Source organism: Enterobacter wuhouensis (assembly GCF_035835995.1).
Lineage (GTDB): Bacteria > Pseudomonadota > Gammaproteobacteria > Enterobacterales > Enterobacteriaceae > Enterobacter > Enterobacter wuhouensis.
This window is the reverse complement of sequence record NZ_CP142124.1, coordinates 2,257,068-2,279,496: the sequence shown is the minus strand read 5'-3', so window position 1 is coordinate 2,279,496 and position 22,429 is coordinate 2,257,068. Positions and strand designations below refer to the sequence as shown.

At 58.6% G+C, this 22,429-nt stretch carries 21 protein-coding genes and 2 pseudogenes; 7 read left to right on the top strand and 16 right to left on the bottom strand.

Annotated features, from left to right (window positions below):
* Positions 1 to 24: 24 nt before the first annotated feature.
* Positions 25 to 762 carry a hypothetical protein gene (locus VPX56_RS11030; RefSeq protein WP_326471743.1) on the top strand — a complete coding sequence of 246 codons (738 nt, stop codon included), beginning with the start codon at positions 25 to 27 and terminating at the stop codon, positions 760 to 762.
* 61 nt (positions 763 to 823) lie between these two features.
* On the opposite strand, the pseudogene VPX56_RS11025 reads toward VPX56_RS11030, so the two are convergent.
* A pseudogene (locus VPX56_RS11025) lies at positions 824 to 1,238 on the bottom strand (substrate-binding domain-containing protein); the annotation flags it as partial.
* A 229-nt stretch (positions 1,239 to 1,467) separates the two neighbouring features.
* Between VPX56_RS11025 and VPX56_RS11020 the strand changes: the two are divergent.
* Together VPX56_RS11020 and VPX56_RS11015 are read left to right on the top strand one after the other, a co-directional pair.
* A pseudogene (locus tag VPX56_RS11020) lies at positions 1,468 to 1,584 on the top strand (DUF1543 domain-containing protein); the annotation flags it as partial.
* A 165-nt stretch (positions 1,585 to 1,749) separates the two neighbouring features.
* Complete coding sequence (locus VPX56_RS11015; RefSeq protein ID WP_263611617.1) at positions 1,750 to 2,160, top strand: ASCH domain-containing protein; 411 nt, start codon at positions 1,750 to 1,752, stop codon at positions 2,158 to 2,160.
* An 89-nt stretch (positions 2,161 to 2,249) separates the two neighbouring features.
* Here the strand turns inward: VPX56_RS11015 and VPX56_RS11010 are convergent, their stop codons facing one another.
* The 15 genes from VPX56_RS11010 to paaA form a co-directional block, all read right to left on the bottom strand.
* Positions 2,250 to 2,567 (bottom strand): YebG family protein, encoded by a 318-nt coding sequence (locus VPX56_RS11010; RefSeq protein ID WP_326471741.1) that lies wholly within the window; start codon positions 2,565 to 2,567, stop codon positions 2,250 to 2,252.
* 93 nt (positions 2,568 to 2,660) lie between these two features.
* Positions 2,661 to 3,053 carry a cell envelope integrity TolA C-terminal domain-containing protein gene (locus VPX56_RS11005; protein ID WP_326471739.1) on the bottom strand — a complete coding sequence of 131 codons (393 nt, stop codon included), beginning with the start codon at positions 3,051 to 3,053 and terminating at the stop codon, positions 2,661 to 2,663.
* Between the two features lie 56 nt (positions 3,054 to 3,109).
* Positions 3,110 to 3,706, bottom strand: coding sequence for a phenylacetic acid degradation protein PaaY (gene paaY / locus VPX56_RS11000; RefSeq protein WP_131632755.1), 597 nt, complete (start codon positions 3,704 to 3,706; stop codon positions 3,110 to 3,112).
* Positions 3,707 to 3,715: 9 nt separating this feature from the next.
* Complete coding sequence (gene paaX, locus VPX56_RS10995; protein ID WP_326471736.1) at positions 3,716 to 4,648, bottom strand: phenylacetic acid degradation operon negative regulatory protein PaaX; 933 nt, start codon at positions 4,646 to 4,648, stop codon at positions 3,716 to 3,718.
* A gap of 133 nt (positions 4,649 to 4,781) precedes the next feature.
* Entirely contained in the window at positions 4,782 to 6,098 is a 1,317-nt protein-coding gene (gene paaK / locus VPX56_RS10990; RefSeq protein ID WP_326471734.1) for a phenylacetate--CoA ligase PaaK, read from the bottom strand.
* A 26-nt stretch (positions 6,099 to 6,124) separates the two neighbouring features.
* Entirely contained in the window at positions 6,125 to 7,330 is a 1,206-nt protein-coding gene (gene pcaF / locus VPX56_RS10985) for a 3-oxoadipyl-CoA thiolase (RefSeq protein ID WP_326471732.1), read from the bottom strand.
* Complete coding sequence (gene paaI / locus VPX56_RS10980; RefSeq protein WP_131632759.1) at positions 7,330 to 7,752, bottom strand: hydroxyphenylacetyl-CoA thioesterase PaaI; 423 nt, start codon at positions 7,750 to 7,752, stop codon at positions 7,330 to 7,332. The genes pcaF and paaI overlap by 1 nt, the downstream gene beginning before the upstream one ends.
* Entirely contained in the window at positions 7,742 to 9,166 is a 1,425-nt protein-coding gene (gene paaH, locus VPX56_RS10975; RefSeq protein ID WP_131632760.1) for a 3-hydroxyacyl-CoA dehydrogenase PaaH, read from the bottom strand. The genes paaI and paaH overlap by 11 nt, the downstream gene beginning before the upstream one ends.
* 1 nt (position 9,167) lies before the next feature.
* The gene (paaG, locus tag VPX56_RS10970; RefSeq protein WP_131632761.1) at positions 9,168 to 9,956 is read right to left on the bottom strand and encodes a 2-(1,2-epoxy-1,2-dihydrophenyl)acetyl-CoA isomerase PaaG; all 789 of its coding nucleotides are present in this window, start codon (positions 9,954 to 9,956) and stop codon (positions 9,168 to 9,170) included.
* Positions 9,956 to 10,723 (bottom strand): 2,3-dehydroadipyl-CoA hydratase PaaF, encoded by a 768-nt coding sequence (gene paaF, locus VPX56_RS10965; RefSeq protein WP_131632762.1) that lies wholly within the window; start codon positions 10,721 to 10,723, stop codon positions 9,956 to 9,958. Before paaF ends, paaG begins: the two co-directional genes overlap by 1 nt.
* Positions 10,720 to 11,790: a 1,2-phenylacetyl-CoA epoxidase subunit PaaE gene (gene paaE, locus VPX56_RS10960; protein ID WP_131632763.1), complete on the bottom strand. Its 1,071-nt coding sequence runs from the start codon at positions 11,788 to 11,790 to the stop codon at positions 10,720 to 10,722. Before paaE ends, paaF begins: the two co-directional genes overlap by 4 nt.
* A 7-nt stretch (positions 11,791 to 11,797) precedes the next feature.
* A complete protein-coding gene (paaD, locus tag VPX56_RS10955; protein WP_131632764.1) occupies positions 11,798 to 12,295 on the bottom strand; it encodes a 1,2-phenylacetyl-CoA epoxidase subunit PaaD in 498 nt (165 codons plus the stop codon).
* An 11-nt stretch (positions 12,296 to 12,306) separates the two neighbouring features.
* A complete protein-coding gene (gene paaC, locus VPX56_RS10950; RefSeq protein WP_131632765.1) occupies positions 12,307 to 13,053 on the bottom strand; it encodes a 1,2-phenylacetyl-CoA epoxidase subunit PaaC in 747 nt (248 codons plus the stop codon).
* A gap of 8 nt (positions 13,054 to 13,061) precedes the next feature.
* Positions 13,062 to 13,349, bottom strand: a complete 288-nt coding sequence (gene paaB / locus VPX56_RS10945) for a 1,2-phenylacetyl-CoA epoxidase subunit PaaB (protein ID WP_003857353.1) — start codon at positions 13,347 to 13,349, stop codon at positions 13,062 to 13,064.
* A 12-nt stretch (positions 13,350 to 13,361) separates the two neighbouring features.
* Positions 13,362 to 14,291, bottom strand: coding sequence for a 1,2-phenylacetyl-CoA epoxidase subunit PaaA (gene paaA, locus VPX56_RS10940; protein WP_131632766.1), 930 nt, complete (start codon positions 14,289 to 14,291; stop codon positions 13,362 to 13,364).
* Positions 14,292 to 14,575: 284 nt separating this feature from the next.
* Between paaA and paaZ the strand changes: the two genes are divergently transcribed.
* From paaZ to VPX56_RS10920, 4 genes are all read left to right on the top strand, one after another.
* Entirely contained in the window at positions 14,576 to 16,615 is a 2,040-nt protein-coding gene (gene paaZ / locus VPX56_RS10935) for a phenylacetic acid degradation bifunctional protein PaaZ (RefSeq protein WP_326471722.1), read from the top strand.
* 204 nt (positions 16,616 to 16,819) lie between these two features.
* The gene (gene tynA / locus VPX56_RS10930; RefSeq protein WP_326471720.1) at positions 16,820 to 19,096 is read left to right on the top strand and encodes a primary-amine oxidase; all 2,277 of its coding nucleotides are present in this window, start codon (positions 16,820 to 16,822) and stop codon (positions 19,094 to 19,096) included.
* 169 nt (positions 19,097 to 19,265) lie between these two features.
* Positions 19,266 to 21,239 carry an alkyl/aryl-sulfatase gene (locus tag VPX56_RS10925; RefSeq protein ID WP_326471718.1) on the top strand — a complete coding sequence of 658 codons (1,974 nt, stop codon included), beginning with the start codon at positions 19,266 to 19,268 and terminating at the stop codon, positions 21,237 to 21,239.
* Positions 21,240 to 21,302: 63 nt separating this feature from the next.
* Positions 21,303 to 22,409 carry a GGDEF domain-containing protein gene (locus VPX56_RS10920; RefSeq protein WP_326472031.1) on the top strand — a complete coding sequence of 369 codons (1,107 nt, stop codon included), beginning with the start codon at positions 21,303 to 21,305 and terminating at the stop codon, positions 22,407 to 22,409.
* Positions 22,410 to 22,429: the final 20 nt, after the last annotated feature.

The window sequence follows — 22,429 nt, the reverse complement described above, 5'->3', positions numbered from 1 at the left end:
GATTTCATTTGTAAGGAAGCTTCCATGTCAGACGAAGTAGTAAAGCCAGGGAATGAAGAGGCTCTTAGTCCAAACCAGTCTCTGTCAGAGGCAATAAAAGATAAAATTTTCAATAAAATATATTTTTATATTTTAGTTTCTTTCCTGTTGGTGAACTGGCAGGAGATATTAATTCTATTCAAATCAAGTGAAGATATTTTTTATACATTGTCTATTATCTTCACAAGCCAAATGTGGTTCGGAATCATGCTCCCGCCTTGGTTTGCACATTTCGGCTTGCCAATCCTATTTGGCACCCTTGCATCAGCTTTAACCCCTTATGTAACACATTGGATTTCAAAGGTTACGGCAAAAGAGTTTGCTAAAATCAGGCGTGCAGATAGAAAAGCCGATCTTGAAGTTGAAGATGAATTTCAAGACTTGCGAATCAAGCTTGTTACAAAAACAAATAAGGCGGATAGTCTTGTAAATCGAATCAAGCTATTAGAAATGCAAAACGCTACCTTATCAGAGAAAAACACCCAACTACAGGAGCATAGGAGACAATTGTTTTTTGGCATTAAAGCATTTGTTGATTATTATGAAACAAAGGGGACGTTGAAAACTCCAGAAGATTTTGCGGAACTTTTCAAATTGGTTGAGAAAACTGACTTTTATAAAGATGATGCAATAGTAGGTAGGGTAAATAAACTTATTGATGATATTAAAAGTATTTACTTTGAAGAGCCAGAAGATGAAATAACTGCGACTGCAAATGAATAAGAATATGTGGCGTATCATGCGCCATCTTTTTTAACATATTCCATAAACATCTTTTCCGCTGTTGAGTGTGGAGCAACCGATCCTGGCCTTTGCTGTCCTTAATGGCGAAACGGTGTCATACCACCGTTTCGCCATCGACGGATTGCGAAGGTTTATTTCGTCCGGCAGCGCCACGTACGGTAAATGATCCGAGCGGACTTCGCTCTCATACCCTGCCGCTGCATCCACCTGACCGCTTTCCAGACACGCAAGCAGACCTCCTTCCTGATGGGTCTGCTGGGGGTTCTGCAGCGAGCCTAAAATCTTATCGGCCATACCCGGCATGTTGTAATACTTTTCAGCCAGCATCAGGCTGAAGACAATATTCTGGCCTTTTGGATCGACTAAGGGTCGGTGCGGCCAAACGAGACATCTTTCAGCGCCAGCAGAGTCAGCCACGCGCCGTTTTTCGTCCTGCTGGCCTGATAAAACTGCGCCATGAATGACATTTGCAGCAGCGCAACCGCCGACAGCCCGAGCTGCATTCGTTTCTTAATCATAACCATACTCTCGTTATATATTATTTTATATATTGAATTTTCCCGAAAAATTCCCGTCATAACAACCTTCGCGAGCGGGCCGTTGATACAAGGTTGATTAAGGTCACGGTTGTAGCCCATCACGCTGTATAGTTGAATATATAGCTATCAGTATAATTTGAAATAGGTTGATGATTGCCTGTTGCTTGAAAAGGTAGGCGAGATGTTTATACATCTGACACCCTGCGAAACAGGGTGTCGCGATCTCCCGGAGTGGCAGGGATACTTACCGATAGGAGTATGAAACTCTACGCTTCAGGGTAAATGAGCCCTGTTGAGTATTCCTCATGACACCCCTGGAGTCCGGGGGCGTGTTAGCCGTATTCCGATCTGCTGGCAGCAACGCTTCATCGTTAATACAATCGGTGCTCAACAACGTCTCTATTCTTTACGCTCAGGATCTCTTTTGATGATTACGGTAGATGAATTAAAGGTGAAATACCCCGACGCCAGCGCCTGGCAAATGGGCGATAGCCCGGAACTCGCAAACGCGCTTGCTGCGCTTATCAAAACAGGAAAAAAAACGGCCTCCTGCGGATCTTATACCTCTTACCTTAAGGAAGGAGCTGCCCCTTTGATCGGGAGCTATAACATCATTCTTGACGGCCAGGATGTTCCGGTATGCGTCATCAGGTTGGTATCAATGCGGCTGGTGCGTTTTTGTGACGTTACCGCCGAGTTTGCCCGCAAAGAAGGTGAAGGCGATTTGAGCCTGGAGTATTGGCAGAGGGAACATCAGCGCTTTTTTGAGCGTGAAGGCCACTTTTCGCAGGATATGGAGCTTGTTGCAGAAGAGTTTGAGGTCGTAGACGTTCTTTAAACTGAGAGTGATGTGTCAGACACGATCCCAGAAGCCGTGAGTCATGTTCTGCTTACGGCTACGGGATCGGTGATGACGTGCTCAGTCGGTCAGGCAGCCTTAACGGCTCTGATTTTTTTACCGCCCGCCGCCTCTGGCTCCGCATCCTCAGCTGGCGCTGCGGCGCTGAGATCGGGGAGTTTGCTGGTTCGCAGTATGTGCTGAACGGTTTCTTTTTGTTCAGCGAGGTAGAGCCCAAGATCCTCGGCCTGCTTCTCTTCCATCTCCATTCCGCTTTGCAACAGCCAGTCGGTGAACGCTTCTGCCATATCGAGCAGTTTGTCATAAGCGTCAGCCTCTTTCTTACTGGCAAAAGTCATTTTCTCTTCACCTTTTCTTACGACAACAAATTTTGTTTCAACAGCCATTATGCGCCCCTCACACTGTAATTATATACAGTATAGCAGTTCCAGATTTATCCTGCAGCCAAAATGTTAGTACGTCTCGTACGGCCCCTTCAATTAACCACGCATGTCAAAGCCGGCTCGTTGAAAATCACGGTAGACGTCAGGGTGCGTAAAGGGCGGGAAGGTGGCTTTCCGGGCCGCAGCTTTTAGCGCTTCGCAGTATTCTTTATTGCCGCTGCTGGTTGATATCTCTGTCGCGGTGCCATCCTTGGCAAAGGCAAGATGCAGCCTGCATTGCTTCCCTTTCCAGCGCTTAGGGTCAGCGATTTGTGCATTCACTGCATCCCTGATACCACGCGCCTGCGCGCCCCATTCATCCCGGTCGTCCCAGCGCCCGGAACTGCAGCTGCCCGTTGCCGTGGTTTTATGGCATCCCGAAGGCTGTAGCGGCGCACATCCTGCGAGAAGAGCTGCCACACATGCCAACATAAAAACGTGCTTTTTCATATAAGCGATCTCACTCCTTGATCGTGTATCAATACTATCCACCCGATAGTAGCATCTTACCCCGCGGACTTCGGCCTCAAATTCTCATCAAACGTCAGGCGTTTGCGCCCTTCTTCAACTTCGCGCAGCGGCTCCACCTGATGCATCGTCTGCTTACAGCGATCCACCAGCACCTGATATTCACGCGTGCCCTGCTTCTTCCATTCGATTTCCTGCGCGCTCAGTTCCCGAATCGCTTTGGCCGGGCTGCCGATAATGAGATGGTTTGCGGGCATGTCAGCTTTAGCCTTCACGAATGCCGCCGCGCCGACGATGCTGTTCTCACCGATCGCCGCGCCGTCCATCACCACCGCGTTCATCCCGACGAGGGCGTTACGGCGGATAATACACCCGTGCAGGATGGCGCTATGGCCGATATGCCCGTCCTCTTCCACCACGGTATCCTGCTCCGGGAAGCCGTGCATCACGCAGTTGTCCTGAATGTTGGCACCGTCTTTAATGACGATACGGCCAAAATCACCGCGCAGGCTGGCGTTAGGGCCAACGTAAACGCCTTTGCCCAGAATCACGTCACCAATCAGCACCGCGGTTGGGTGAACGTAGCTTTCCTCAGGAACCACCGGCGTTAAACCGTCAATCTGATAAACAGGCATTGCCACTCCTTACGTATTAAGGCCGCCAAAGCGTTGATAGTAGAGCGTACCGGGCACGGGCAGTTCGCCCACGGAGGTCTCCCCCTTTTCGCTGACAAACGCCAGCGCTCCCGGCGCGACGCGCTGGTAGATGTTGATACAGAGCTGCCGCGCGCTTTGACCCGCCCAGTGCGCGGGGAGGAGTTCCTCCGGCAGGAGCGGATCTTTTAGCACCACGCGGCGATAAAAATGAATCAGCAGCAGCTGGATCTGGAAGCAGCGTTCCGGGGTAAGATCCTCCGGCTCGGCCTCCTTCAGCAGCGGCAGCAGCGGGCGGAACGAGTCGATAAACGTCTCGTACATGGCGTTTTGTTCGGTGAGCTGCCAGCACTCTTCCACGCGCGAGCGCAGCGCCGCGCGGGAAAGCGCCAGCGGCGAGTGCGCTTCAAAGAAGATAACGTTTTCCGCCACCCCGGCATCGTGAAGCAGCGACTGCACGTCAGCCAGATGCTGCGACGGCGAGGCCATCAGGCTCGGCGCCAGCGTGCCAAACCCCTGCCAGATCAGCTGTTTTTTCACATCCGCGAGCGTGTTTTTATCCAGCCCCTCGGACAAAAGCAGCAGCCATTTACCCTCCCAGGCGGGCAGCTCCGCGCGATAGATTTTGCTCTCCGCGCGGCGGGTCAGGCGCAGCCCCTTGTCGCTCAGCCGATAAAAGCTGCGACGCCCGATGCGGGAAACGTCCAGCCAGCCCTCTTTATTGAGGCGAAACAGCGCGGTACGTACGAAGCGCTCGCCAAAACCCATTCCCTCCAGCAAAGAAGCCAGGCTGCCGAGCCAGATTTCCCCCCCGCGATGGGACAGCGCGTCGCCGTAAAGCGAGGAGATGAGCGATGTCCCGCTGATAGGAACAGAGCTGACGGCGTGCTGGATAAAGACGTCGAGTTTATTCATGTGATTCATTCTGTTGTATTTTTTAGGCTGGATGAATCATAGCACAGGAATTTGGGGTTTCCCCTCACCCCAGCCCTCTCCCAAAGGGAGAGGGTGTAAAAAGTTCCCTCTCCCTTTGGGAGAGGGTTAGGGTGAGGGAAATTCAACCGTTGGCCGCAACTTTCCGCAAATCAAACACCCGGCAGGCTTTGCCCTCCGAGCGCGGAATGCTGCCGCAGTTGACGATCGTCACGTCCGTGGAGATCCCCACCATCGATTTGATGCGGTGGCGCAGCTGGTGACACACCTGGCAGCGCTGTTCGTGTGAGAGCGTCAAGCTACTCTGTTTCAGCTCGACCTTCACCGAAAGTGAATCAAGATGCCCGCGGCGGTTTACCTCCAGCTGGTAGTGCGGCGAGAGGTGTTCGAACTTAACGATCTCCTCTTCCAGCTGCGACGGGAAGACGTTCACGCCGCGAATAATAAGCATATCGTCGCTGCGGCCGCTGATGCGGTCCATTCGGCGCATGGTACGCGCGGTGCCCGGCAGCAGGCGCGTCAGGTCGCGGGTGCGGTAGCGGATCACCGGCAGCGCCTCTTTGGTCAGGGTGGTGAACAGCAGTTCGCCCTGCTCTCCATCTCCCAGCGGCGTGCCGTCGTTCGGGTTAACGATTTCCGGGTAGAAGTGGTCTTCCCAGATGGTCGGCCCGTCGGCGGTTTCAAGACACTCCATCGCCACGCCCGGCCCCATCACTTCGGACAGGCCATAAATATCGAGCGCGGTAATGCCTAAGCGCTTCTCGATCTCCCGGCGCATGGCCTGCGTCCACGGCTCCGCGCCAAACACGCCGACGCGCAGGGAGCAGGCGCTGGCATCACCGCCCATCTGGCGCTCCAGCTCTTCGATCAGGTTCAGGCAGTAGGACGGCGTCACCATGATCATATCCGGCTGGAAGTCTCGGATCAGCTGCGCCTGTTTTTCCGTCTGGCCGCCGGACATTGGGATCACCGTCGCGCCTAAGCGCTCGGCACCGTAGTGCGCGCCCAGTCCGCCGGTAAACAGCCCGTAGCCGTAGGCCACGTGAATTTTGTCCTTCGCGCTGCCGCCTGCCGCGCGGAGGGAACGGGCCACGATATTGGCCCAGTTGTCGATATCATTTTGGGTGTATCCCACCACCGTCGGCTTGCCGGTGGTGCCGGAGGAGGCGTGAATACGCACCACCTGCTCCATCGGCACCGCAAAGGTATCAAACGGATAGTTATCGCGCAGATCCTGTTTGGTGGTGCAGGGGAATTTTTGCAGGTCGGCCAGCTCGTTAAAGTCGTCAGGGTGCACGCCCGCCGCGTCAAACTTGCGTTTATACATCGGAACGTTGCTATAGGCGTGGTGTAGCGTCCACTTCAGGCGCTCGGTTTGCAGCGCCTGTAACTCGTCAAGGGAGGCCGTTTCAATCGGATCAAGCTTTGTTGTATTTGTCATTGTAGGGTGCTCACAGAGTAATTTGATCAAACACGCTCAAGGATCATGGCAATGCCCTGACCCACACCGATGCACATCGTACACAGCGCATAGCGCCCGCCACGTCGGTGCAGTTCGTTGCTTGCCGCCAGCGCCAGCCTGGCCCCGCTCATGCCCAGCGGGTGGCCCAGCGCAATCGCGCCACCGTTCGGGTTGACGTGCCCGGCGTCGTCCGGCAGGCCCAGCTGACGCAGCACGCCCAGCGCCTGCGACGCAAAGGCTTCGTTCAGCTCAATGACGTCCATATCGTTAATGCTTAATCCAGCGCGCTCCAGCACCTTGCGGGTAGCAGGCACCGGGCCTAGCCCCATCAAACGCGGCTCCACGCCCGCCGTCGCCATCGCCACGATGCGGGTTCGCGGGACTAAGCCCTGCGCCATCGCCGTCTGCTCGCTGGCGATAATCAGCGCCGCGGCGCCGTCGTTCACGCCGGAGGCGTTCCCCGCCGTCACCACGCCGTTTTTACGGAACGGGGTTTTGAGCGCCGCAAGCTGTTCCAGGGTGGTGTCCGCGCGGGGATGTTCATCCACGCTGACTTCCGTCACCGACCCTTTTTTACCCGGTACCCGCACCGGAACAATTTCCTGTGCCAGAATGCCGTTCTGCTGCGCCTGAGCGGTACGCTGCTGGCTGCGCAGCGCAAACGCGTCCTGATCGTCACGGCTAATTTTTAACAATTCAGCTACATTCTCTGCCGTTTCCGGCATGCTGTCAGTTCCGAATTGCTGATGCATGAGCGGATTCACAAATCGCCAGCCGATGGTGGTATCGAAGATCTCCGTCTGGCGCTGGAATGCTGCGGTCGCTTTGCCCATCACGAACGGCGCGCGGGACATAGACTCTACGCCGCCGGCAATCAGCAGGTCGCCATCACCGGCCTTAATTGCGCGCGCCGCAAAGCCGATGGCATCCAGCCCGGAGCCGCACAGGCGGTTGATCGTGGTGCCGGAAACCGTCTGCGGTAATCCCGCCAGCAGCGCCGACATGCGGGCCACGTTGCGGTTATCCTCCCCGGCCTGGTTCGCACAGCCGAATATCACGTCGTCAATGCGTTCCAGATCGAGCTGCGGATAGCGCGCCAGCAGTTCACGCAGCGGCACCGCGCCCAGGTCGTCCGCGCGAACGCTGGATAATGCCCCGCCGTAGCGACCGACCGGGGTACGAACACCGTCACAAATAAATGCGTCACGCATCAGGCTTCTCCTGTCACACTGCCGCCAATGCGGTGAGATTTACCGCGAAAGAGAGCGACCGTTTTCTGTTGTTGGTTTTGGATTTCAATGTCGTACACGCCGGTCAGCTTGCCCTGATGCTTCACCCGCGCGGTGGCGGTGAGCTTATCCCCGGCAAAGCCCGGACGCAGAAAGTCGATGGAGCAGCCGGACGCCACCGCCGCCAGGCCCTGGCTGTTGCAGGCGTAGGCAAAGGCGGTGTCCGCCAGCGAAAACAGCTGGCCGCCGTGGCAGGTTTTATGGCCGTTGAGCATCTGCGGCGTGATGGTCATGGTCACCACCGCATAGCCTTCATCCATGTCGACGATGTCCATTCCCATCGCCTGCGCGCAGGCGTCCCGTTCGTACATCGCGCGGGCGTTATGCCAGGCGTTATGACTCATGGCTACTCTCCAGAAGCGCACGCTGGCGCAGCAGTGAACAGGGGCGATAGCGTTCCTCGCCGTAATGACGCTGCAGGTTCTCCAGCAGCGTGAGCAGGCGCTGCCAGCCCAGACGCTCGCCCCAGGCGATCGGCCCGCTGGGGTAGTTCACGCCCAGACGCATGGCGGTATCGATGTCTTTCTCGCTGGCGACCCCTTTTTGCAAGGCGTCCAGCGCTTCGTTGGCAATCATCGCCACCGTGCGCCAGATAAGCAGGCCGGGATAATCAGCGATGTGCAGCACCCGATACCCCTGCTGCTGCAGGTGCCGGACCGCTTTTTGCGTGGCGGCGTGTGGATTGCCAGACGCCGCCGCAATCACGGCCACGTCGCGTTCGAGACGATCGATCACCACCACCGGGCAGCTGTGCTTAACGGCCAGCGACTGCGCCGTTTCGCCCTGCGTTTCAATCAGCAGCACCTCGTCAATTTGCGTGACGCCGTCACCTCTTCTATGCACGCCGATCGGGCTGAAGCTGTCGTTTACGGCATCAACCCACCGCGCTGTCGTTTTCTCACCCAGCCAGTCGTAGACGCCCTTCCCGCTTTTTTTGCCCAGCCTTCCCGCCAGCACCAGCTCCTGCTGCACCAGCGACGGCAGAAAGCGGCGCTCCTGCCAGAAGGCGTTAAACACCGAGCAGGTCACGGCAAAGTTAACGTCCTGACCAATCATGTCGGTCAGCTCCAGCGGCCCCATCGGGAAGCCGCCGCCCTCGCGCAGCGCGGCATCGATAATCTCGGGCGCGGCCACCTGCTCTTCCAGCGCGCGCCAGGCCTCGGAGTAGAACGGACGCGCCACGCGGTTGACGATGAACCCCGGCGTTGACTGACAGCGCACCGGCTGTTTTCCCCAGTTCATCGCCAGTTCACATAAGACATTCGCCACTTCCGACGAGGTTGCCAGCCCGCTCACCACTTCCACCAGCTTCATGACCGGTGCCGGATTGAAGAAGTGCAGCCCCGCCACGCGTTCAGGGTGGCGAATATCGGCGGCGATCGCCGTAACGGAGATGGAGGAGGTGTTGCTGGTCAGCAGCGTCTGCGGCGGGCAGATCTCCGCCAGCCTGGCAAACAGCGCTTTTTTTACCTCCAGGCGCTCGGACGCCGCCTCAATAACCAGATCCGCCGCCGCGAGGGCGTCGATGTCGGTCACCGGAACCAGCCGGGCGAGGATTTGCGCGCTGGCCTCTGCGGAGAGCTTGCCGCGCGATACCCGTGAAGCCAGGCGCTGGCGGATGCCGTCAATCGCGCGGGAAACGGCGTCAGCAGAAATATCGTGGATCAGCACCTGATGGCCGTGGCTTGCCGCCACTTCCGCGATACCGGCCCCCATGGTGCCGCTGCCTATCACGGCGACAGTATTAATGTTCACCATCCTATTTCCCCGTAAAGTTCGGCGTACGTTTCGCCAGGAAGGCGCTAACGCCCTCGCGGTAGTCGTCGCTGCGCCCGGCCAGGCGCTGATAGTCGCGCTCCAGATCGAGCTGGGCGTCCAGGGTGTTGGTTTCCGCGGCGTTGATGGCCTGCTTGATCAGCCCCAGCCCGAAGGTCGGCTGCGACGCAAAGTGCAGCGCCATCTGCTGCGCCGTGGCGGAGAGCTGTTCGTCATCCACCACCTGCCAGATCATCCCCCAGCCCAGCGCCTGCTCGGCGCTCAGCTTGTCCCCCAGCAGCGCCAGCCCCATCGCGCGGGCGCGCCCGGCGACGCGCGGCAGCAACCAGGTGCCGCCGCAGTCCGGCACCAGGCCGAGCTTGCTGAAGGCCATCACAAAGTTGGCGGAGCGGGCGGCAATGACCATGTCGCACCCCAGCGCCAGCGTGGCGCCTGCGCCTGCAGCCACGCCGTTCACCGCGCAAATCACCGGTTTCGGCAGCTTTGCCAGGCGGCGAACCAGCGGGTTGTAAAAGGTTTCAACGGACATCCCCAGATCCGGCGCCGGGCCGTTCGGGTCCACGTTGCGGTCGTTCAAGTCCTGACCGGCACAGAAGCCGCGCCCCGCGCCGGTGATCAGCAGGCAGCGTATGGTGTCATCACGCTCGGCCTGCTTCAGGCATTCGGATAGCTGCTGGTGCATCACGTCGTTAAAGCTGTTCAGACGCTCCGGACGGTTCAGCGTAAGGGTCATTACGCCTTGCTCAACATGACTGAGAATAAATTCCACTATTAGCGTCCTTTAAAGTCGGGGGTGCGTTTCTGTAAGAAGGCGTCGATGCCCTCCCGGCGGTCTTCGGTGGCGGAAAGCAGCGTAAAAAGCTGGCGCTCCTGCGCGAGCCCGGCCTGGAGCGGCACCTCCTGAGACTGGCGCAGCGCCTGCTTCGCCGCCTGCAGCGCCAGCGGAGAGTGGCGCGCAATCAGCGCCGCCTGCTTCAGGGCATACTCCAGCGTCAGCGCTGCCGGGAACACATCGCTCACCAGCCCGGCGCTCAGCGCCTGCTGCGCGGTAATGCTCTCCCCGGTCAACACCATTTTGCTGGCGAGCGATTTGCCCACGCTGCGAATCAGGCGCTGGGTGCCGCCCGCGCCCGGCATAATGCCCAGCGTGATTTCCGGCAGGCCGAAGCGGGCGTTATCGCCAGCAATCACCACGTCGCACAGCAGCGCCAGCTCGCAGCCGGCTCCCAGCGCAAAGCCGTTCACGGCGGCGATCAGCGGTTTGTTAAACGCGTTAATCCGCGCCCACAGCTGCGGGCGGATATCGTTCAGGGTGGCGGGCAGATCTTTCTCCGCCATTTCGTTGAGGTCCGCCCCTGCGGCGAAGCAGCGCTCGCTGCCGTAAATCACGCAGACGGCGATGTCGGCATCCACGGCGGCGGCCTCAAGCTGCTCCGCGATTTGCAGGAGCAGCGCATTGTTGAGCGCGTTGCGCGCCGCCGGACGGTTAAGCGTCAGCTGCAACACGCGGCCGTGACGGGTGACAATCAGTTCACTCATGCCATCCCCTTCGCGTCAAAATCAACGACCACGTCGGCGGTTAACGGCAGCGCCTGGCAGCTCAACACATACCCCGCCGCCAGTTCGTCCGGCTCCAGGCTGTAGTTGGTTGCCATATCCACCTTCCCGCGCAGCACCTTGCATTTGCAGGTGGCGCACACACCGCCCTTGCAGGCATACGGCAGATCCGCGCCCTGGCGCAGGGCAGCATCAAGAATGCTTTCGTCGTCCGCCGTCAGGGTGATTTCACGGTCGCGCCCGTCCTGGCGCACGGTGACTTTCTGCCCTTCGGCCTGCACGCTGACGGTGCGTTTTACCGCTGAACCCGGCGTGTTAAAGCGCTCAAGGTGAATGGCTTTTTCAGGCATTCCCAGCGCTTTCAGCGCCGCTTCTGCGTCATCCATCATGGCCGACGGGCCGCAGATAAAGGCTTCGTCATACTGGCGGAAGTCGATCAGCGTTTTTGCCAGCGCCTGCAGCTTTTCGCCGTCGATGCGGCCGTGCAGCAGATCGCTGTCCAGCGTCTCCTGGCTGAAGATAGACACCAGCTGCAGCCGCTGCGGGTATTTGTCCTTCAGGTCCGCCAGCGCCTGGCGGAACATCATGCTCTGGCTGCTGCGGTTGCCGTAGATAAGCGTGAAATGGCTATTTGGCTCAGTCGCCAGCGTGGCGGACAAAATCGCCAGCATCGGGGTGATCCCGGAGCCTGCTGCAATGGCCAGGTAGTGACCTTCCCGTTCGGCCTGCGGCTGGTAGCCAAATTGCCCCTGGGGAACCATGACCTCCAGCGCCATGCCCTGCCTGATTTCGTCCCGGGCGTAGCGGGAGAAACGCCCGCCTTCGATGGCTTTCACCGCCACGCTGATTTCGCCCGGTACGGTACTTCGGCAGATGGAGTAGCAGCGGCGTAGTTCATCCCCGCCAAGGGTTGCCTTCAGGGTCAGGTGTTGCCCTGGACGAAAACGGTAAGCGTCCTGCAAACCCTGCGGCACCGCGAAGGTGATGGTCACCGCGTCGCGTGTTTCAGGCTCTACTCTCGCCACTGTTAATGAATGAAACGTTGTCATGGCAGCCTCAAATACATTTGAAATAGTCGAATGGCTCGCGGCAGGTATTGCAGCGGTAGAGCGCTTTGCAGGCCGTCGAACCAAATTCGCTGATAAGCGAGGTATCGCTGCTCGCGCAGCGCGGACAGGTCACCTCTGCCGGGGCATGGGCGTTACAGCTGTGGCCGACGGGCGGGCTGATGCCGTATTCCCGCAGGCGCTCGCGCGCACTGGCCGTCATCCAGTCGGTTGTCCAGGCGGGTTCCAGCTGCAGCACGATATGCACCGGGGTGAAGCCGTGCGCGGTCATCGCCTCGCGGATCGCGCCCAGCAGGTGCTCCGTTGCAGGACAGCCCGAATAGGTCGGCGTGAAGCCGATAACCCAGCCTTCTCCCTGCGCCTTCACGCTGCGCACCATGCCCAGATCGGTGATGGTCAGGACCGGCACTTCCGGGTCCGGGATCTGGCCTAGCAGCGACCAGATCTGCGGTATCTGCGCGGGGGCGATATCAACGAGGCGTTGCATAGCGTTCTCCTTTACCACTGCTGGCCGGGATACGCGCGCTGGAGATACTGCATCTCTGCCAGCATCGGCCCCAGATGTTCGGTGTGCAGACCTTTCTTGCCGCCGGTGCGGTATGCCGCTTCATCGGGCACGCTCAGGGTGGCTTCGTGAAGACCGGCAAACACCTCGCTTTCCCACGGCTCGCGCAGGGTGCGCGGGTCAACCGCCACGCCGGAGTCCACCAGCGCCAGCTCGACGTCGTCCGCCTCAAACAGCTCTGCCGTAAAGCGCCACAGGCCGTTGACCGCCTGCTGCATTTTTTGTGAGGAGGCCTCGGTGCCGTCCCCCAGGCGCACCAGCCAGCCGCGGCTGAAGCGCAGGTGGTAGCGCGCCTCCTTAATCGCTTTTGCGGCGATGGCGGCAATCTGGCCGTCGCTGCTGTGGATCAGGCGCTCGTACAGCGCGACGTTCCACGCGTCCATCAGGTACTGGCGGACAAGGGTGTCGGCGAAGCTGCCGTTCGGCTGTTCCACCAGAAGAACATTGCGAAACTGGCGCTCGTCGCGGCCATAGGCCAGCGTGTCTTCATCACCCTCGCCTTCACGCTCTGCGGCGTAGGTCAGGAAGTTGCGCGCCTGCCCCAGCAGATCGAGGCCGATGTTGGCGAGCGCGAGGTCGATCTCCAGCTCCGGCGCGTGGCCGCACCAGGCGCCCAGACGCTGGGAAAGGACCAGACCGTTGTCGCCCAGACGCAGGGCGTATGCTGATACTGTTTTCATCCCGGACCTCACATGTGCTCGATGCCATCAGGGATGGTGTAAAACGTCGGATGTCGATAGACCTTGCTCTCTGCCGGGTCGAAGAACTCGCCGCTCTCTTCCGGCTGGGAGGCGACGATTTCGCTCGCCTTCACCACCCAGATGGAGCAGCCTTCGCTGCGGCGGGTATAGGCGTCGCGGGCGTTTTCCAGCGCCATGCGGTCGTCTGCGGCGTGAAGACTGCCCACGTGACGGTGGGACAGCCCCTGCTTAGAGCGGACAAAAACTTCATATAACGGCCAGTAGACATTGCTCATGGTGTATTCCTCTTATGCGGCCTGACGGGCGCGTTGCTTTTCGGCGTGCGCCAGAGCGGCTTCGCGCACCCACGCCCCGTCGTCCCAGGCTCTGTTTTTAGCCGCCAGACGTTCGTGATTGCAGACGCCCCGGCCGTTTATCACCTCGTCAAATTCGTGCCAGTCGATCTCGCCGAAGCGATAGCTGCCGCTCTCCTCGTCGAAGCGCAGATCCGCATCCGGCACGGTCATGCCGAGCATTTCCACCTGCGGTACGGTGTTATCCACGAACCGCTGGCGCAGCTCGTCGTTGCCAAAGCGTTTGATTTTCCAGGCGAGACTGCGGGCGCTGTTTGGCGAGTTGTCATCGTTGGGGCCAAACATCATCAGCGCGGGCCACCAGAAGCGGTTGATGGCGTCCTGCAGCATCTGGCGCTGGGATTCACTCCCCTGCGCCAGCGCCATGCAGGCCTCAAAGCCCTGACGCTGGTGGAAGCTCTCTTCTTTACAGATTTTCACCATCGCCCGGGCATAGGGCCCGTAGGAGGTACGGCACAGCGCCACCTGATTGACGATGGCGGCCCCGTCAACCAGCCAGCCGATAACGCCGATGTCGGCCCAGCTCAGGGTTGGGTAGTTAAAGATGGAGGAGTATTTCATCTTGCCGTCGAGCATCTTCTGGTAGATGTCTTCCCGCGCGCAGCCCAGCGTTTCCGCCGCGCTGTAGAGATACAAACCGTGCCCGGCCTCGTCCTGCACTTTTGCCAGCAGGATAGCCTTGCGGCGAAGCGTCGGGGCGCGGGCGATCCAGTTACCTTCCGGCAGCATGCCGACAATCTCGGAGTGGGCGTGCTGACCAATCTGACGGATCAGCGTCTTGCGGTAGGCTTCCGGCATCCAGTCCTGAGGCTCTATCGCCGTCTCCTGCGCTATGCGCTGCTCAAAGCGTTCTTCTTGCGTCACAACATCACCTTTATGATTCGTTAATTTATTTAACTAAGCGAAATGGTGAATCACTTCGTTTCTTAAAAGTTACACAAAGGTTAAATATAACCCCAAGGAGTGTTTATCTATTTTGTGATGCCGCTCGCAAGGCTTTTGCTGCAGGGCTGATGATATGGGGCTTGCGATGCCGTGATACATCAGGCCAGATCACAATGTTAACAATTCATTAAAACTCAGCTTGCTTTTTATGATTCGCAATTTAACTATTTATAGTGAACTCATGAAACATCTGGAGATAAGAAATGCAGCAGTTAGCCAGCTTCTTGTCCGGCGCCTGGCAGTCTGGCCGGGGCCGCGAGCGCAACATTCATCACGCCATCAGCGGCGAAGCACTGTGGGAAGTCTCCAGCGAGGGGCTGGATATGGCGGCAGCGCGTCGTTACGCCATCGAGCGCGGCGGCGAAGCCCTTCGCGCCATGACCTTTATCGAGCGGGCGGCCATGCTCAAGGCGGTGGCGAAGCATCTGCTTGAGCATAAAGCGCAGTTTTACGCGCTCTCCGCGCAGACCGGCGCGACCAAAGCCGATAGCTGGGTGGATATCGAGGGCGGGATCGGCACCCTGTTCACCTATGCCAGCCTCGGCAGCCGCGAGCTGCCGGACGATACGCTGTGGCCAGAGGATGAGCTGATCCCACTCTCAAAAGAGGGCGGCTTTGCGGCGCGCCACGTTTTAACCTCAAAATCCGGCGTGGCGGTACATATCAACGCCTTTAACTTCCCGTGCTGGGGCATGCTGGAAAAACTGGCGCCAACCTGGCTGGCCGGGATGCCCGCCATCATCAAACCCGCCACGGCGACCGCGCAGGTGACGCAGGCGATGGTGAAATCGATCGTCGACAGCGGCCTGGTGCCGGACGGTGCCATTAGCCTGATCTGCGGCGGCGCGGGCGATCTGCTGAGCCAGCTCGACGGCCAGGACGTGGTGACCTTTACCGGTTCCGCCAGCACCGGGCAGACGCTACGGGTGCATCCGAACATCGTGGCGAACGCCATTCCGTTCACCATGGAGGCCGACTCCCTGAACTGCTGCGTGCTCGGGGAAGACGTTACGCCGGAGCAGCCGGAGTTCGCCCTCTTCGTCCGGGAAGTGGTCCGCGAGATGACCGCTAAAGCCGGGCAAAAATGTACCGCCATTCGCCGCATCATCGTGCCGCAAAACCAGGCTGATGCCGTGAGCCAGGCGCTGATTGCCCGGCTGGAAAAGGTGGTTATCGGCGATCCGGCGCAGGAAGGCGTGAAGATGGGCGCGCTGGTGAACGCCGAGCAGCGCGCGGACGTGCAGGAAAAAGTGGACCAGCTTGTAGCCGCAGGGTGCCAGGTTCGCCTGGGAGGAAAAGCGGATCTGCAGGCCGCGGGCGCGTTCTTCCCGCCGACCCTGCTGTTCTGCCCGCAGCCGGACGAAACCCCTGCCGTGCATTCCATCGAGGCCTTTGGCCCGGTCGCCACGCTGATGCCGTATCGCAATTCAGATCACGCCCTGGAGCTGGCCCGCGCGGGCGGCGGCAGCCTGGCGGGTACGCTGGTGACGGCGGATTTAGCCACCGCTCGCCGGTTTATTGCCGGCGCGGCTCGCGCCCACGGGCGTATTCAGATCCTCAACGAGGAATCCTCTAAAGAATCTACCGGCCACGGCTCGCCGCTGCCGCAGCTGGTCCACGGCGGCCCGGGCCGCGCGGGCGGTGGTGAAGAGCTGGGCGGCCTGCGCGCCGTTAAGCACTATCTTCAGCGCACCGCCGTCCAGGGCAGCCCGTCTATGCTGGCCGCCATCGGTAAGCAGTGGGTGCGCGGCGCGGAGGTACAGGAAGATCGCGTTCATCCGTTCCGCAAATACTTCGAGGAGCTGCAGCCGGGCGATAGCCTGCTGACGCCGCGCCGTACCCTGACGGAAGCGGACATCGTCAACTTTGCCTGCCTGAGCGGGGATCATTTCTACGCCCACATGGACAAAATCGGCGCGGCAGAGTCGATCTTTGGCGAGCGCGTGGTGCACGGCTACTTCCTGATTTCCGCCGCGGCGGGGTTGTTCGTCGATGCGGGCGTAGGGCCGGTGATTGCCAACTACGGCATGGAGAACCTGCGCTTTATCGAGCCGGTCAAGCCGGGGGATACCATTCAGGTGCGCCTGACCTGCAAGCGTAAAACGCTGAAAAAACAGCGAGCTGCCGATGAAAAACCAACGGGCGTGGTGGAATGGTCCGTTGAGATTTTCAACCAGCACCAGCAGGCCGTGGCGCTTTACTCCATCCTGACGCTGGTGGCGCGCCGCCAGGGCGATTTCTGACACCTTCCCTCACCGCCTTTCCTGCCGGGTGGCGCGATGCTTACCCGGCCTACGATGACCAGCCGGGGTGTGACACCGCCCCGCTCTTTTTTTAACCTGGCAAGACTGACAAATAACCTGGCAGATGCAGGCAAACGCTTTTCGCGCGCGCCTGTCAGGATAAGGCTGTCACAACACAATAAACACAACAAGATGAGGTCTACGATGGGAAGCAATTCTTCTTTTTCTGCCCGTAGAACGGCACTGGCCATGGCCGTTGCGCTGTGTTGCGCCTGGCAATCTCCTGCTTTCGCCCACGGCGGCGAGGCGCATATGGTCCCGATGGACAAAACGCTGCAGGAGTTTGGCGCGGACGTGCAGTGGGATGATTACGCTCAGATGTTCACCATCACCAAAGACGGGGCCTTTGTGAAGGTCAAGCCGGGCGCGAAAACCGCGATCGTCAACGGTAAGCCCCTGACGCTGCAGGTGCCGGTGGTGATGAAAGATAAAAAAGCCTTTATCTCTGACACCTTCATTAACGATGTCTTTCAGTCAGGCCTCGATCAGACCTTCCAGGTGGAAAAACGCCCTCACCCTCTGAACGCCTTAACCGCAGACGAAATTAAGCAGGCCGTAGAGATCGTAAAAGCCTCTGCGGACTTTAAGCCCAACACCCGCTTTACCCAGATTGCCCTTGCCGAGCCGGAAAAAGCCAGGGTCTGGGACTTCGTGCTAAACGGCACCGCGGTGGATGCCCCCCGCCAGGCCAACATCACGATGCTCGACGGGAAGCACATCATCGAAAGCCGGGTAGACCTGAAGGATAAAACGATCCTCAGCTGGGAGCCGATTAAAGACGCGCACGGCATGGTGCTACTGGATGACTTTACCGCCGTTCAGCAAATCATCAACGAAAGCACCGAGTTTGCCGAGGTGCTGAAAAAGCGCGGCATCACCGATACGAAGAAGGTGATCACCACCCCGCTGACCGTCGGCTACTTCGACGGCAAGGACGGCCTGAAGCAGGAGGACCGCCTGCTCAAAGTGGTGAGCTATCTGGACGTGGGCGACGGCAACTACTGGGCGCACCCGATTGAAAACCTGGTGGCGGTCGTCGACCTTGAGCAAAAGAAAATACAGAAGATAGAAGAAGGCCCGGTGGTTCCGGTTCCAATGACTCCGCGTCCGTATGACGGCCGCGACCGTATTGAAACGGTGAAAAAACCGCTGGAGATCGTCGAGCCGGAAGGCAAGAACTACACCATCACCGGCGACACGGTGCACTGGCAGAACTGGGATTTCCACCTGAGCCTGGACTCGCGCGTTGGGCCAACGATATCTACCGTGACCTACAGCGATAACGGCAGGAAGCGCCAGGTCATGTATCAGGGATCGCTGGGCGGGATGATCGTGCCCTATGGCGACCCGGACGTGGGCTGGTACTTCAAAGCCTATCTGGATTCCGGCGACTACGGTATGGGCACCCTGACCTCTCCGCTGGTGCGCGGCAAAGACGTGCCGTCTAACGCCGTGTTGCTGAACGAAACCATTCCGGACTACACCGGCGCGCCGATGGAGATCCCCCGCGCGATCGCCATTTTTGAGCGCTACGCCGGGCCGGAGTATAAGCACCAGGAGATGGGCCAGCCGAACGTCAGCACCGAGCGCCGCGAGCTGGTGGTGCGCTGGGTGAGTACCGTGGGCAACTACGACTATATCTTTGACTGGGTATTCCACGAGAACGGGACCATCGGCATTGATGCAGGGGCAACCGGCATCGAAGCGGTGAAAGGCGTGCAGGCGAAAACCATGCATGACGCGACTGCCAAAGATGACACCAAATACGGCACGCTGATCGACCATAACATCGTCGGCACCACCCACCAGCACATCTATAACTTCCGCCTGGATATGGACGTCGACGGCACCAACAACAAGCTGGTGGCGATGGACCCGGAAGTGAAGCCGAATACCGCCGGCGGGCCGCGAACCAGCACCATGCAGGTCAATCAGTACGACATTGATACCGAGCAGCAGGCCGCGCAGAAGTTCGATCCGGGCACCATTCGCCTGCTGAGCAACACCCGCAAAGAGAACCGCATGGGCAACCCGGTGTCGTACCAGATTATCCCTTATGCAGGCGGGACGCATCCGGTGGCAACGGGTGCGAAGTTCGCCCCTGACGAGTGGATTTACCACCGCCTGAGCTTTATGGATAAACAGCTGTGGGTGACGCGCTACCATCCGAACGAGATGTATCCGGAAGGTAAATTCCCGAACCGTTCCACGCACGATACCGGTCTGGGTCAGTACAGTAAGGATAACGAATCCCTGAACGATCAGGATGACGTCGTGTGGATGACCACCGGCACCACGCACGTCGCCCGCGCCGAGGAGTGGCCAATCATGCCGACGGAATGGGTGCACACCCTGCTCAAGCCGTGGAACTTCTTCGACGAAACGCCCACGCTTGGCAAAAAGAGAGATGAGCAGAAGTAAATAACGTACCGGGCGCAATGCCCGGTTTTTCATCTATTTACTTGCTGAATACTGCTCCCCGATTATAGTTAATTCTACCTCGCGTTATCCCATTGCATCTCTTGAACCACTTTCAGCCAGGACACGTAGTTCCACGAACGACGTTTTACACATCACTGAGAGGTTTAGGATGAAATTCAATTTGATCGTCAGAAGTCTTGCACTGGCAGGGCTTTTGGTTTCCGTCAGTTCAGCTTATGCGGCAGAAGCCCCGAAGGAGGCCACTGCCGCAACGCAGCAGGCCAATAACGCGCTGTTTAATCAGCTTCCTTTCTCCGATAACACCGATTTCACCGACGCCCACAAGGGGTTTATTGCCCCTATCCCTCAGGAGGCGATCAGAGGTGAACAAGGCAACGTGGTCTGGAACCCTCAGCAATACGCGTTCATTAAAGAGGGTGACAAAGCGCCGGATTCGGTTAACCCGAGCTTATGGCGTCAATCTCAGCTGATTAACATCAGCGGCCTGTTTGAAGTCACCGAAGGCGTCTATCAGATCCGCAACCTCGATTTGTCGAATATGACCATCATCGAGGGTAAAGAAGGTATTACCGTTGTTGATCCGCTGGTCTCGGCAGAAACGGCCAAAGTCGGGATGGATCTCTACTTCAAAAACCGCGGGAAAAAGCCGGTGGTGGCGGTTATTTATACCCACAGCCACGTTGACCACTACGGCGGCGTGCGCGGCGTGGTTGACGAAGGCGACGTGAAGTCGGGCAACGTGAAAATTTACGCCCCGTCCGGGTTTATGGAAGCCGCCGTCGCGGAAAATATCATGGCGGGCAACGTCATGAGCCGTCGCGCCAGCTACATGTACGGCAACCTGCTGAAACCCGACGCCAAAGGCCAGGTGGGTGCAGGCCTGGGCACAACCACCTCCGCGGGTACCGTCACCCTGATCGCGCCAACCAACATCATCGAGAAAGACGGTCAGAAAGAGGTCATCGACGGCCTCACCTATGATTTTATGCTGGCGCCAGGCTCAGAAGCGCCTTCCGAAATGCTCTGGTATATCGAAGAGAAAAAGCTGATTGAATCCGCAGAGGACGTGACCCACACCCTGCACAACACCTACTCCCTGCGCGGGGCGAAAATCCGCGAACCGCTGCCGTGGTCGAAATACATCAACCAGGCGATTGTGCGCTGGGGCGATAAAGCCGAAATCATCATGGCACAGCACCACTGGCCTACCTGGGGCAACGAGAATGTTGTCAAACTGTTGAAAAGCCAGCGTGACCTGTATCGATATATTAACGACCAGACGCTGCGCATGGCGAACGAAGGCCTCACGCGCGACGAGATCGCCGCCAGCTTCAAGCTGCCGGATTCGCTGGCGCACACCTGGGCTAACCGCGGGTACTACGGCTCGGTGAGCCACGACGTGAAGGCGACCTACGTGCTCTATCTGGGCTGGTTCGACGGCAACCCGGCGACGCTGGATGAACTGCCGCCAGAAGAAGGCGCGAAGAAGTTCGTTGAATATATGGGCGGCGCGGATGCGATTCTGCAAAAAGCGAAAACCGATTTCGACCAGGGCAACTACCGCTGGGTGGCGCAGGTGGTAAGCAAAGTGGTGTTTGCCGATCCGAACAACCAGGCGGCGCGTAACCTGGAAGCGGATGCGCTCGAGCAGCTCGGCTATCAGGCGGAATCCGGTCCGTGGCGCAACTTCTACCTGACCGGCGCGCAGGAGCTGCGTAACGGCGTGGTAAAAGGCCCAACGCCGAATACCGCCAGCCCGGATACCGTGCGGGCCATGACGCCGGAAATGTTCTTTGACTACCTGGCGGTGCATATCAACGGTCAGAAAGCCGGAGAGGCCAAATCGGTGCTTAACGTCGATCTGGGCAACGATGGCGGTAAATACAAGCTTGAGCTGGAAAATGGGGTACTGAACCACACGGCCAATGCCGAGGCGCAGAACGCAGATGCCACCCTGATGCTCAACCGCGATACGCTGAACAAAATTATCCTGAAAGAAGTGACGCTGAAGCAGGCCGAGGACAGCGGCGACATCAAGGTCACCGGCAACGGTGCAAAACTCGATGAGATGCTCGGCTACATGGACAAGTTTGAGTTCTGGTTTAATATCGTGACACCGTAACGCATCACGGGCGGCGCGTCCGCCCGTATTTTTATACACCTATTGATACGGAAATCGGCTGTGATAGAAAAAAGACACAATACGACGCCTGAACGGGCAACCTGGCCCACGCGAAAATCGATGGTGCGCCACGGCCTTGCCATGAACCTGCCGTGGCTGGCCTTCGTGAACGCGAGCTTCGCGCTCATGATCCTGTTCCGCAACGTATTTTTCGGCAATATCGACAGCCTCATTGGCGCCGCAAAACAGCTTACAATGGTGGTGGATACCTCCATGTTAGGGGTTATCATCCTCTCGGCAGCGCTGGTGGTTATGGCCTGGCGGCATATCGCCGGGATCGGCATCGTTCTGTTCATTTGCAGCCTGATGTGGGCAATGTGTAGCTTTCTGCTCATCGCCGTGGTCCAGATCCCCCACGCGTGGCCAATATTTACCGTTCTGCTGCTGGCGGGGATGGCGGCCCTCTATTTCCACCTTTCGGGGCTATTGTCATTTATTCTACCCCTCTGGCTCGCCCTGCCTGCCGCGAGCATCGTCCTTAATCACGAAGTTAGCCTCCGCTTTGCGGTTCCGTGGGGAGTTTTCACCCTCATTCTGGTCTGCGGACGTTTCATCCTTTTAAGCTGGTTTGAGGAAGCCTGGCGGCGTAACCAGCAGAATCAGCGCCTCATTCTGCGGCTCGAGGCGCTGGCGCATCTGGATGCCTTAACCCAGACGGCTAACCGTCGGGCAATGGAAACCGTGCTGGAAAACGCCGTCGAGCAGAAAAAGGCCTTTTCGCTGATTATGCTGGACGTCGACTACTTCAAACTTTACAACGACACCTACGGTCATCAGGCCGGGGACGCGTGCCTGACGCGCGTGGCGCAGGTGCTGAAAAAATCGGTGCGCACGCCCCATGACGTTGTTTCCCGCTACGGCGGCGAAGAGTTTGTGGTGATCCTGTTTGACTGCCCGGAAGCGATGGCGGAACAGGTGGCGATTCGCATTCAGGAGGGGTTACGGGCTGAAGCGATTGCCCACCGCGCCTCAAAAGTCAGCGATGCTGTCACGGCAAGTATGGGCATTGCGGGGATGGTGGACGGTCTGGCCGGTCCCGAGATCATCGCCCGCGCCGATGCGGCGCTCTACCGTGCGAAAGAGGCCGGGCGGGACCGGTGGTCGCATTAAAAAATGCCGGGTGGCGCTGC

Coding starts and splice junctions, on each gene's coding strand:
- paaZ (WP_326471722.1), top strand. CDS start 14,576: ATGCAGCAGTTAGCCAGCTTCTTGTCCGGCGCCTGGCAGTCTGGCCGG.
- VPX56_RS11005 (WP_326471739.1), bottom strand. CDS start 3,053: ATGAAAAAGCACGTTTTTATGTTGGCATGTGTGGCAGCTCTTCTCGCA.
- VPX56_RS11030 (WP_326471743.1), top strand. CDS start 25: ATGTCAGACGAAGTAGTAAAGCCAGGGAATGAAGAGGCTCTTAGTCCA.
- paaY (WP_131632755.1), bottom strand. CDS start 3,706: ATGCCTGTTTATCAGATTGACGGTTTAACGCCGGTGGTTCCTGAGGAA.
- paaX (WP_326471736.1), bottom strand. CDS start 4,648: ATGAATCACATGAATAAACTCGACGTCTTTATCCAGCACGCCGTCAGC.
- paaE (WP_131632763.1), bottom strand. CDS start 11,790: ATGACAACGTTTCATTCATTAACAGTGGCGAGAGTAGAGCCTGAAACA.
- VPX56_RS10925 (WP_326471718.1), top strand. CDS start 19,266: ATGAAATTCAATTTGATCGTCAGAAGTCTTGCACTGGCAGGGCTTTTG.
- paaC (WP_131632765.1), bottom strand. CDS start 13,053: ATGAAAACAGTATCAGCATACGCCCTGCGTCTGGGCGACAACGGTCTG.
- tynA (WP_326471720.1), top strand. CDS start 16,820: ATGGGAAGCAATTCTTCTTTTTCTGCCCGTAGAACGGCACTGGCCATG.
- paaI (WP_131632759.1), bottom strand. CDS start 7,752: ATGAGTCATAACGCCTGGCATAACGCCCGCGCGATGTACGAACGGGAC.
- paaK (WP_326471734.1), bottom strand. CDS start 6,098: ATGACAAATACAACAAAGCTTGATCCGATTGAAACGGCCTCCCTTGAC.
- VPX56_RS11015 (WP_263611617.1), top strand. CDS start 1,750: ATGATTACGGTAGATGAATTAAAGGTGAAATACCCCGACGCCAGCGCC.
- paaB (WP_003857353.1), bottom strand. CDS start 13,349: ATGAGCAATGTCTACTGGCCGTTATATGAAGTTTTTGTCCGCTCTAAG.
- paaH (WP_131632760.1), bottom strand. CDS start 9,166: ATGGTGAACATTAATACTGTCGCCGTGATAGGCAGCGGCACCATGGGG.
- VPX56_RS11010 (WP_326471741.1), bottom strand. CDS start 2,567: ATGGCTGTTGAAACAAAATTTGTTGTCGTAAGAAAAGGTGAAGAGAAA.
- paaF (WP_131632762.1), bottom strand. CDS start 10,723: ATGAGTGAACTGATTGTCACCCGTCACGGCCGCGTGTTGCAGCTGACG.
- paaD (WP_131632764.1), bottom strand. CDS start 12,295: ATGCAACGCCTCGTTGATATCGCCCCCGCGCAGATACCGCAGATCTGG.
- pcaF (WP_326471732.1), bottom strand. CDS start 7,330: ATGCGTGACGCATTTATTTGTGACGGTGTTCGTACCCCGGTCGGTCGC.